A 10,519-nucleotide genomic window follows, 5' to 3' on the forward strand; every position below is an offset into this window, starting at 1 on the left:
TTCCAGAAACTTCTATGCGGCGATTCTTCAGTTTCCTGGCCGATCCGCGCACCTTGTCGGTGATCGGCGCCATCGCGCTCGGCGCGTTCCTGCTGCTCGGGGCGCAGACGCTCGAAGTCGGCGCGATCTGGGCCGTCGGCATCTTCGTGGTGCTGCTGCTGTTGTGGCTGCTGGTGTGGTTCGTGCGGCGCATGCGCACGCGCGCGGCCAACCGCAAGCTCGGCGACATGCTCGAGGACCAGGCCGATGCCGCCGTGCGCGACAGCGACCCCGAGCGCAAGGCCGAGATCGACGAGCTGCGCGGGCGCATGGTCGAGGCGGTGAAGACCATCAAGACCTCGAAGATCGGGCAGATGTCGGGCAGCGAGGCGCTGTACGAGCTGCCCTGGTACATGGTCATCGGCAACCCGGCGGCGGGCAAGAGCAGCGCCATCCTGAACTCGGGCCTGCAGTTCCCGTTCGCCGACAAGGGCAACGCGGTGATCCAGGGCATCGGCGGCACGCGCAACTGCGACTGGTTCTTCACCACCGAAGGCATCGTGCTCGACACGGCGGGGCGCTATTCCATCCACCAGGAAGACCGCAAGGAGTGGTTCGGCTTCCTCGACCTGCTCAAGAAGTACCGGCCGAAGGCGCCCATCAACGGGATCATCATCACGGCCAGCATTCCCGAGCTGATCGGCAGCCGGCCCGACTTCGCGATCCAGCTCGCCAAGAACCTGCGCCAGCGCATGCAGGAACTCACCGAGCGGCTCGAAGTGTTCGCGCCGGTGTACGTGATGTTCACCAAGGCCGACCTGATCACCGGCTTTGCAGAATTCTTCGGCGACAGCGACAAGATGGAGCGCGACCGCGTGTGGGGCGCCTCGCTGCCCTACGACGGCGACGAGAAGCAGGACGCCGTGGCGCTGTTCGACAAGCGCTTCGACGAGCTCTACATGGGCCTGAAGGAAATCAGCGTCTCGCACTTCGCGAACCACCGCAGCAGCGATCCGTCGCCCGAGCTCTTGATCTTCCCGCTCGAGTTCGCGGCTATCAAGCCCGCGCTGCGCGCCTTCCTGGCCACGCTGTTCGAGAGCAACCCGTTCCAGCACAAGCCGGTGTTCCGCGGTTTCTACTTCACCAGCGCCTTGCAGGAAGGCACGATGCGCAGCCTGTCGACCGAGCGCATCGCCAAGCGCTTCGGCCTCACGCTGAGCAACGCGGCCACCAAGTCGAAGGAAATCTATTCGCAGAACGGGTTCTTCCTGCGCGACCTGTTCTCCAAGGTGATCTTTGCCGACAAGAAGACGGTGCGGCAGTTCTCCAGCCCCGTGAAGGCGCGCGTGCGCTACGTGAGCTTCTTCGCCTTCGTCGCCGTGCTGGGCCTGCTGCTGGGCGGCTGGACCTGGTCGTACCTCGGCAACCGGCAGCTGGTGGAGAACGTGCAGGCCGACCTGGACAAGGTGGTCAAGCTGCAGGCCAGCGACAACGGCCTGCGCACGCGCTTCGAGGCGCTGGGCATCCTGCAGGACCGCATCGAGCAGCTCGAGAAATTCCGCAACGACCGGCCGCTGTCGCTGTCGCTGGGCCTGTACCAGGGCAACCAGCTCGAAGACAAGCTGGTGGCCGAGTACTACGGCGGCGTGAAGCAGCTCATGCTCGCACCGGTGTCGGACAACCTGCAGGCCTTCCTGCGCGAGGTGAACGCGCACCCCGACCGCCTGAAGCGCGCCGACGCGGTGGCCGCACTGACGGGCGGCGCATCGCCCGCGCCGTTGCCGGTCGCCGGTGCCACGACCACCACGGCACCCGCCGCAGTGCCGGAAGGCGGCGGCCTGTATGCCGGCTCCTCGCCGGCCGATGTGCAGGACGCCTACAACGCGCTCAAGACCTACCTCATGCTGTCCGACAAGCGGCAGGTGGAAACGGCGCACCTCACTGACCAGATCTCGCGCTTCTGGCGCGGCTGGCTCGAGAGCAACCGTGGCGACATGCCGCGCGCGGCGGTCATCCGTGATGCCGAACGCATGATCACTTTCTACCTGCGCCGCGTGGGCGACGACAACTGGCCCGCGCTGGCCGACACCAACCTCGCGCTGGTCGAGCAGACACGCGACAACCTGCGCCGCGTGGTGCGCGGCATGCCGGCGCGCGAACGCGTGTACGCCGAGATCAAGGCGCGCGCCTCCACGCGCTTCGCGCCGATGACGGTGGCGCGCATCCTCGGGGCCACGGCCAGCAGCGCCGAAGCCGAAGGCACCCTCGCCGGCAGCGTTGCCATCTCGGGCGCGTTCACGCGCGAGGCCTGGCAGCAGTACGTGGACGACGCGATCCGCGACGCCGCCAACAAGGAAACCTCGAGCAAGGACTGGGTGCTCAACGTCGCCGGCAACGACGACCTGACGCTCGAAGGCAGCCCGGAGCAGATCCGCAAGACGCTGGCCACCATGTACAAGCTGGAGTACGCCAAGGAGTGGCAGCGCTTCCTGCAAGGCATCGCGGTGAAGGACATGGGCAGCTTCGAGCAGGCCGTGGTGGCGATGAACCAGCTCGGCGATCCGCAGAACTCGCCGATCCGCAAGGTCTTCGACACCGTGTACGACCAGACCTCGTGGGACAACCCCTCGCTGGTCAACGCCGGCCTGCAGCAGGCGCGCACCGGCGCCTTCAACTGGTTCAAGCGCCTCTTCAGCCGCGCCACGCCGTCGCAGGTGAACGTGAACGTCGATCTCAACGGCGGCGCCACGGAAATCCCGATGGGCCCGATCGGGCGCGAGTTCGCGGGCGTGGCACGCCTGGTGGTCGAGCGCGACAACACCTCGCTGCTGCGCGGCTACCTGGGCACGCTGTCCAAGCTGCGCGGGCGCTTCAACCAGATCAAGAACCAGGGCGACCCCGGTCCGGGCGCGCGCCAGCTCATGCAGCAGACGCTGGAAGGCAACGGCTCCGAGCTGGCCGACGCGCTCAAGTACGTCGACGAGCAGATGCTCACCGGCATGGACGCCGCGCAGCGCCAGGCGCTGCGCCCGCTGCTGGTGCGCCCGCTGCTGCAGGCCTATGCGGTGACGGTGCAGCCGACGGCGGTGGAGGTCAACAAGATCTGGAGCGCGCAGGTGCACCAGCCCTTCCAGCAGTCGCTGGCCACCAAGTACCCGTTCTCGGCGAGCGCGAAGATCGAGGCCTCGCCGGCGGAGATCGCGCAGTTCTTCGGGCCTGAAGGCGCCATCGGCAAGTTCGTGACGACCACGCTGGGCTCGCTGGTGATCCGCCGCGGCGACCTGCTGTCGCCGCGCGCCTGGGGCGACCAGGGCCTCACGCTGAGCCCCGATTTCGTGAACGGCTTCGCGCAGTGGGTGGCGCCGCTGTCGGGCGGTGCCGCGGCCGGGGCCGGCGGCAGCGCGCAGCCGCAGACGCTGTTCCAGATCCTGCCGCAGCCCGTGTCGGGCCTGACGGAATACATGGTCGAGATCGACGGCCAGCAGCTGCGCTACCGCAACACGCCGCCGCAGTGGTCCAACTTCGTCTGGCCCAACGCACAGGGCACGCCGGGCGCGAAGATCACCGCCGTCACCTTCGACGGGCGCACGGTCGAGCTGATCAACGAGCCGGGCAACTTCGGCCTGGAGCGCCTGCTCAGCACGGCGCAGCGCACCAAGTTGCCCGACGGCAGCTTCGAGCTCACGTGGGCGCGCGACAACGCGAGCGTGACCGTCAAGCTGCGCGTGATCCAGAACACGCAGTCGGCCGGGTCGGGCGGCGATTCGCCGCAGGGCAAGGGCCTGCGCGGCACGGTGCTGCCGTCGACGGTCGCGGAGATCGGTGTGCCGCGCGCAGCAGCACCCGCAGCGGTTCAGGCACCGGCCCAGGCGCCGGTGCAGGCAGGGGGAGCAGGCAAATGAGCGCGCCACAACAGCTGTGCTACTTCGGCAAGTTGCCCGGACGCGGCGACTTCGTGAAGGGCCTGTACAACCCGCAGCTCATCAAGGTGTTCGACCACTGGCTGTCGCAGACCATGGAGATGCTGTCGGAAGACCCGCGCTGGAAGCTGATCTACGACAACGCCGCGCCGATGCACTTCGTGTGCCTGGGCTCGCGCAGTCGCGTGGCCATTGCGGGGCACGTGCGCCCCAGCCGCGACGAGTCGTCGCGCCGCTACCCGTTCCTGGCGGCCACCTCGGTGGACGTGGACGAGGCGCTCGACTTCATGCGCGGCGCGCCGATGCTCATCGGCCCCTACTGGGACCGCATGGCGGTGCAGGTGCAGTCGCTGGCGGCCGGCACCGACCTGGACAACGAGCTGAAGAAGTTCGAGGCCATCGACCCGGCCATCGAGACCGGCTTCAAGAAGTCGGCCTCGCGCGCCACCTATGCCGCGTTCACGCGCGACACCAGCCTGCTGCGCATCGAGCAGATGCTCAACTTCGACGGCCACAAGGTGTCGCTGCGCCGCGCCATCCTGGCGCTGGGCCTGCTGCTGCAGCCGGTGATGGCCAGTGCCGTGTCGCACCTGGAAAAGGGGCTCACGCTGCCGCTGCCGCGCGACCCGGTCGACCGCTCGCTGATCGCCACCTTCTGGCTCGAGATGGTGTCGCAGTTCCTGGCCAAGGCCGACTTCGAGCTGGTGCTGCTGGTCACCGAGATCGACGGCCGCTCGCGGCTGGTGATCGGCTTCAACGGCCTGTCGCCGCGCAGCCTGCAAAGCGTGCTGCATCCGCAGGTCTACACCGAGCACAACATCGACATCGACAACCCGGAGTGGGTCGAGGACACCATCCACAGCAACTACGCGATGTTCAAGCTGGTGAGCTACCTCGACCAGCCGCAGCTGCCGCTGGACATCGTGCTCACCGCCTTTCGCGAAGTCTTCATCGGGGAATGACACGGTCATGAATTGTTCTTTGCGCGTTCTCGTGCTGTCCATGGCCTGCGGGCTCGCGCTCGTGCCGGCCGTGCAGGCCCAGCAACCCCAACAACCACCCGCGGCGGGCGCCACCGCCGCCCGCGTAGAGACCACGCCCGCGGCCGTCGGAAAGGGCGAGCCGGTCGTGGCCGGCGGGCAGGTGCCCGACGAAGCCACGCGCATCGCCGTCATCGAGGCGCTGCGCCGCGTCTACGGGCCCAGCGGCGTGATCGACAAGATCGAGGTGGTGAACACCGTCAGCATGCCGGCCAACTGGAGCGCCAACGTGCAGCGGCTGATCACGCCCTCGCTCAAGGACATCCACCGCGGCCAGCTCCAGATCGAGGGCACGCAGATGGCGCTCAGCGGCGAGGTCGGCAACGAGGCGCTGCGCCAGAAGATCGTGAGCGACATGGCGAATTCGCTCAACCCGACCTACACCATCAAGAACAGCCTGCGCGTGCCCGCGTCGGAGCAGATCGCGGTCGACCAGGCGCTGGCCAACCGCACCATCGAGTTCGAACTGGGCAGCGCCACGCTCACGGGCAAGGGCCGCGCCATCCTCGACGAGATGGCGCCGATCCTGCAGAAGCTCACGAACAAGTCGGTGGCGGTGGTGGGCCACACCGACAACGCCGGCAACCGCACGTCGAACCTGGCGCTGAGCCAGTCGCGCGCCGAATCGGTCAAGGGCTACCTGGTGGGCAAGGGCATCGACCCGATGACGCTCACGACCTCGGGCGTGGGCCCGGACCAGCCGGTGGCGAGCAACGCGACGGACGAGGGGCGCTCGCGCAACCGGCGCATCGAGTTCCGCGTCGGACGCTAACGAAAAAGGCCCGCAACGCGGGCCTTTTTCTTTCAGCGCAAAGTCAGCGCGACTCGTCGTCGCCCTTGGGCAAATCGAGCAGGTCCACCAGCTGCGCCAGCTCCTGCTCGTTCTTGATCACGTTGCGCAGCCAGGCATGCAGCGGCATGTCGGCCCAGCGCGCGGCCTTGTTCGCCATGTAGGCGGCCGGGCTCGAGGGCTCGGTCTGCTCGAAATAGGCCGCCACTTCCTTGAGCTGCGCAATGGCCTGCGCGCGGCTGTGGATGCCGGGCGGCAACGCGGCGGGCACATGCACCGCCGCGTGGTAGGTGGGAGATGAATGGGGCATGGCGGCGTCGAAGACGGGTTCGATGCGGGTCGGGGCAGCCGGTGCGCTGGCGGCCGGTGCAGCGGCGGTGGCTTGCTGCGCCGCGCCGTTGTCGATCGGAACGCCGGCCTCGCGCGCAAAGCGCTCGACGGTCTGGCGGATGGCCGTGGCCGCGTCCTTCGCGGCGCGAAAGCTCGGGCCGTTCGAGGCGGTGCGTTCGTCGAACACGGCCTCGAACTCGGCCAGCGCCTGCTCGCAGGCCTGCACGTCACGGTGCGTCTTCTGCAGGAACTTCGCGGGCGTGGCGCGGCGCAGGCGGTCGAACTGGTCGACCGTCACCTTGTTGCGTTGCAGCTCGTCGGCCTGCGCTGGCGTGCGGCGGATGGCTTGGTCGAGCGCCAGCGCGGTCTCCCAGACCAGCGCGCTGTGGCCGGTGTGGCCGTCGCTCACGATGGGCGCGCGCTGCAGCAGCTCGACCGAGCGCGAGATCAGCCAGGTGACGGTGCCGATGCGCATCTCGATGTCGCCGCCCTCCGGCTGCGGATGCAGTTCGTCCCAGTACTGGCGGCACAGGCCGCTGAGCAGGCGGTAGCCGTCGGCCAGCCCCTCGAAGCCGCGCTGGCTGGCCAGCGCGTCGGTGAGCCACACGCCCAGCCGCAGGTCCTTGGTGGAGGCGCGCAGCAGCTTGTCGCACTCGGCAATCACGAAGGGCCAGTTGGCCTCCTTCAGTTCGATGACCCATTCGCCCTGTTCGAGCGAGGGGTCGTCGTGCTTGCGCGCTTCCTGGATGGCGTCGAACTCGCGCGAGAACAGCATGTCCTCGCCGCAGGGCTTGGCCTCCGAGATCGGGGCCAGCAGGGCCGCGAGGTCGAGGCGGTTCGTCGCGGCCGTGGTCATGGCAGCGAGATCGTCAGGTTGGCCTGGCGCGGGCCGAGCTTCACGATGTCCTGGTAGCTCGCGAGCGCGCCCTGCGTGGTGCTGCCCAGGTGCGCCGACAGGCCGATGAAGCCCAGTAGCCCGATGAGCGCGAACAGCGCGGCCACCACCCACTGCGGCGCCTCGCGCTTGAGCGAGTGCGAGATGAGGTCGGGCAGCGGCCAGTGCGGCGCGAACGGCGTGCGCTTGCCGCGCGCGTTGGCGATCTCGTCGCCCACGCGCGCCGTGAGGTAGGCCAGCTTCTCGGTGCCGTCGATGGCGTACTTGCCCTGGAAGCCCAGCAGCAGGCACATGTAGAACACCTCGAGCGTCTGGATGCGCGCGGCGCCGTGGGCCCGCTCGACCTCGAGCATGTTGAAGAAGTTCTCGCCCGCCAGCTGGTCGCCGAACAGCGTGAGCTGCAGCGGTCGGCGCTCCCATTCGGAGCGGATGGCGAACTCGGGCGCCGAGAGCACGAACTCGTCGACCGTGGCGCAGAAGGCGTACTTGGCCGCGTGGATCTGCTCGGCCGTGGCGTCGAGCTTGCGTGCGTTGCGCTCGAACTCGCCCAGGTAGTTGCGGATGCCCGTGAGGAACTGCTCGGTGGTGGCCGGCTGCTGCTTCTTCTTCAGCAGGAACAGCATCACGAAGCCGTCGTACAGCAGGTCGAGCAGGCTGGAGTCGGCATCGGGCGCCACGCCGGCCGGCGTGAACGAGGCCGGCGGCGCGTCGGCGCCCAGCAGGGAAGGGGCCTTGTTGAGGGTGGTGGTGTTCATACGATCGGGCGGGTGATCAGCCGGTCACGGCGATCAGTTCGAGTTGCATGTCGGGGATGCCGGCCGGCGCGTAGATGGTGACGCTCTGCGCTTGCAGCATGCGGTCGTACAGCTGGCTCTTGCTGTCGATGGAGAAGTAGCAGGCACCCGCGCGGATCGGAATGGCCGGCGGCACCTGCGGCGCGTAGACGATGCGCACGCCCGGCATGGCCGAGAGCACGAGCTTGTCGACGTCTTCGGGTGCGCCGATCTTGAAGCGCTGCGGCACCACCTCGGCCAGCTCGGCGGCCGGCATGCTGGCGGTGACCGACATGTAGAACACGGTCTTCTCGTCGATCTTTCCGGAATCGAGGCGCCCCAGGTAGAAGGCGTTGCGCGTCTCGGTGAGCGCAATGGCGAAGTAGCGCGTGGAGATGACGGTGTCGAGCAGGTCGCGCACGATGCGGTCGAGCTCGGCGAAGGCCGGGCCCGGTTTCTCGTGGTCGTACACCGGCAGGTCGTTCAGCGAGTAGGTCTTGGCGAACGTCATCAGCGCGCCGGCCAGGCTCAGCAGTTCCTGGAACAGGCGCTCCGGGTGCAGCGATGGGTGATGGAACAGGTGCGAGAGCGACGCGAACGCCGAGTTGGCCGTGTGCAGCAGCCAGAACGAGGCGATGTCGCCCGAGCGGAACTCGATGATGTTCTTGCTCGGCTCGCGGTGGATGCCGTACAGCGAATTGACCTTGGCCTGCAGCACGTCGAGCAGCCGGCGCAGCTGCTGGAACACGGTGGGCGAGGCGTCGATGCTGGTGCACGGCGGCACGAAGCTGCGGTCGATCTCGAAGCCGCCCGCGGCGGTGCGGCGGATGCGGATCACGGGGATCGACACGAACTGCTCGCGCGGCTCGGTGTCGGCCAGGAGCTTCACGCTCTTGCGCAGGAACACCACCTCGGCGCTCACGGCGTTGGTGTACAGGTCGAGCGACTGCGTCGCGTCGCTGGTGTAGCGCGCGGCAAAGCCTTCTTCGTTGGGGTCGGTGTAGTTCTTGCCGAGCTCCTTCACCGGGTGCAGCACCAGGTAGAAGGTGATCTCGTTCTGGCCCGGGCTCAGCGTGTCCAGCGAGATGGGCGGGGGCAGCGCATCGGCCTGCGGCGCCGCGTAGGGTTCACCGTCGGGGAACACCAGCGACAGCTGCGAGGCGCGCAGCATGCCGCTGGCCAGCGCATCGAGGTCGAAGCTGATGGAGCGCACGCCCCAGAAGTACGGATGCAGCGTCTGCGCCGTGGCGCGCAGGCGCGCCTCGTGGTACGCGTCTTGGCGCTGGAAATGCTGGGGGCGTAGAAACAAGCCCTCTCCCCAGAGGACCTTGGCTGCATAGCTCACGTCGGATCAACTCCCCACAATTTTTTTTGAATGTATCGCATCGTCGTGTCGACTTGAACGGCCCCGCCGTCGCTGCAGATCAGGCGGGCGAGGGCCGGCAAGTTACCGGCCCCAACAGGTTGAGCGCGCCCGTGGGGGCGGCGCCTTGTGCGTTCTGCTGGCCCACCACCGCGCCTGTCGTGACCGTGAGCGCGCAGGCATGCGCGCCCATCACGATGCCGGTCTTCTCGGCGTCCGCGGCGTTGAAGGCGAAGCGCCAGCGCTGTGCATCGGGCGAGTGGAACAACACCACCACGGCCACCGCGTTGGCGCTGCGCGGAACCATCTCGGTCCAGGTGTATTGCTGGTCGGGAATGAGCGTGATCTCGCGGCTCTCGACGAGGTCGTCGCCCAGCTGCGTCTTGTCGCGACCCGGCGTGACGAAGGCGTCGAAGGACGACTGGTAGAAGCCCGTCGTTTCCTTCAGCTTGTAGATGCGCATCACCACGGACAGCGGGCGGTTGCGGCCGTCGGCGTTGAGGTTCTTGCCCGCCGCGATCGACATCGTCACCTTGCGCGGCGGCTTCTGCGACTCGGGCAGCTCGGGCTTCTTCAGTCCGCTCGCCTCGAGCGCGATGTTGGCGATCGTGAGCGCCGGCGAGCTGCACCCGCCGAGCATCAACGCGGCCAGCAGCGCGCCAGATGTAATTAATATTTTCATTAAAAGCGAGCCGTAACAATATTTCGATGGACCAAATAGGATTAACCGATTTCGAAAATGACTTTCGATTAGGAAATTAGCATTAATCCGCCCCCGTCATTTGCCATCCACGCGGCTGTAGTATCGTGTATTGTTATTGTCAACGGTCGCAATTTAATGAATGATTGCGGCCTGCTAAAAAGTCAGATCAGGGGGGAATGTGTCGATTCGAAAAATCATGTCGCGCACGATGATTGCCGGTGCCATTGCGAGCACCGTCTTTTTGTCGGCCTGTACCACCACGCCGGACGCGGCCGTTGCCCAGGCCACCGCGGCCTACAACAAGAGCCTGGCCGAGGTCGATGCCGCTGCGGCAGCCGCCACCGGCGACAAGGCGCCCGTCATCCGCCAGTACCAGCAGCTCGCCACCGACAACCCGACCCGCGGTGAGCCGTGGTCGCGCATCGCGCAGATCTACTTCAACGAAGGCCGCTACAGCCTGGCCATCTCGGCCGCCGAGGAGTCGCTGCGCCGCGACCCCTCCAGCCGGCAGGCCAAGAGCATCACCGCCGTGGGCGGCCTGCGCCTGGCGGCCCGCTCCATCGAGGACCTGGGCAAGGACAGCAGCCTGAGCGGCGACGCCAACGCCGACGCCTACCGCCTGGCCGCCCTGCTGCGCGAAACCCTGGGCCTGTCGGTCCTGGTGCCCGCTGGCCCCGAAGCCCGGCCGGCGCCCACGCGCCGCGCCGCGGCCCCCAGCCCGGCCCC

The 10,519-nt window shown here is 67.6% G+C and carries 8 protein-coding genes; 4 read left to right on the forward strand and 4 right to left on the reverse strand.

Features of this window, described 5'->3' with window-relative positions; translation table 11 throughout:
* Window positions 1-14 precede the first annotated feature (14 nt).
* Genes tssM through AC07YS_RS29920 form a run of 3 tightly spaced genes read left to right on the forward strand, consistent with a single transcriptional unit; the run spans window position 15 to window position 5,711 of the window.
* The gene (tssM, locus tag AC07YS_RS29910) at window positions 15-3,881 is read left to right on the forward strand and encodes a type VI secretion system membrane subunit TssM (RefSeq protein ID WP_095950375.1); all 3,867 of its coding nucleotides are present in this window, start codon (window positions 15-17) and stop codon (window positions 3,879-3,881) included.
* Entirely contained in the window at window positions 3,878-4,861 is a 984-nt protein-coding gene (gene tagF / locus AC07YS_RS29915; RefSeq protein WP_095950376.1) for a type VI secretion system-associated protein TagF, read from the forward strand. Before tssM ends, tagF begins: the two co-directional genes overlap by 4 nt.
* 7 nt (window positions 4,862-4,868) lie before the next feature.
* Window positions 4,869-5,711, forward strand: a complete 843-nt coding sequence (locus AC07YS_RS29920) for an OmpA family protein (protein WP_159279614.1) — start codon at window positions 4,869-4,871, stop codon at window positions 5,709-5,711.
* A 43-nt stretch (window positions 5,712-5,754) separates the two neighbouring features.
* Here the strand turns inward: AC07YS_RS29920 and tssA are convergent, their stop codons facing one another.
* From tssA to tssJ, 4 genes are all read right to left on the reverse strand, one after another.
* Complete coding sequence (gene tssA, locus AC07YS_RS29925) at window positions 5,755-6,915, reverse strand: type VI secretion system protein TssA (protein ID WP_495269989.1); 1,161 nt, start codon at window positions 6,913-6,915, stop codon at window positions 5,755-5,757.
* Complete coding sequence (gene icmH, locus AC07YS_RS29930) at window positions 6,912-7,709, reverse strand: type IVB secretion system protein IcmH/DotU (protein ID WP_062481127.1); 798 nt, start codon at window positions 7,707-7,709, stop codon at window positions 6,912-6,914. Before icmH ends, tssA begins: the two co-directional genes overlap by 4 nt.
* A 16-nt stretch (window positions 7,710-7,725) precedes the next feature.
* A complete protein-coding gene (gene tssK / locus AC07YS_RS29935; protein WP_062481129.1) occupies window positions 7,726-9,072 on the reverse strand; it encodes a type VI secretion system baseplate subunit TssK in 1,347 nt (448 codons plus the stop codon).
* Window positions 9,073-9,151: 79 nt separating this feature from the next.
* The gene (gene tssJ, locus AC07YS_RS29940) at window positions 9,152-9,772 is read right to left on the reverse strand and encodes a type VI secretion system lipoprotein TssJ (RefSeq protein ID WP_062481131.1); all 621 of its coding nucleotides are present in this window, start codon (window positions 9,770-9,772) and stop codon (window positions 9,152-9,154) included.
* A 217-nt stretch (window positions 9,773-9,989) separates the two neighbouring features.
* Here tssJ and AC07YS_RS29945 point away from each other — a divergent pair.
* The coding region (locus tag AC07YS_RS29945; RefSeq protein ID WP_495275754.1) for a tetratricopeptide repeat protein at window positions 9,990-10,519 on the forward strand (530 nt) is incomplete at its 3' end.

It is taken from the genome of Variovorax sp. GW458-11-26-14-LB1 (genome assembly GCF_059423965.1).

Excerpts from the sequence above, each read along its gene's own strand:
- tssM (WP_095950375.1), top strand. The coding sequence starts at position 15 with ATGCGGCGATTCTTCAGTTTCCTGGCCGATCCGCGCACCTTGTCGGTG.
- tssJ (WP_062481131.1), bottom strand. The coding sequence starts at position 9,772 with ATGAAAATATTAATTACATCTGGCGCGCTGCTGGCCGCGTTGATGCTC.
- icmH (WP_062481127.1), bottom strand. The coding sequence starts at position 7,709 with ATGAACACCACCACCCTCAACAAGGCCCCTTCCCTGCTGGGCGCCGAC.
- tssA (WP_495269989.1), bottom strand. The coding sequence starts at position 6,915 with ATGACCACGGCCGCGACGAACCGCCTCGACCTCGCGGCCCTGCTGGCC.
- AC07YS_RS29920 (WP_159279614.1), top strand. The coding sequence starts at position 4,869 with ATGAATTGTTCTTTGCGCGTTCTCGTGCTGTCCATGGCCTGCGGGCTC.
- tagF (WP_095950376.1), top strand. The coding sequence starts at position 3,878 with ATGAGCGCGCCACAACAGCTGTGCTACTTCGGCAAGTTGCCCGGACGC.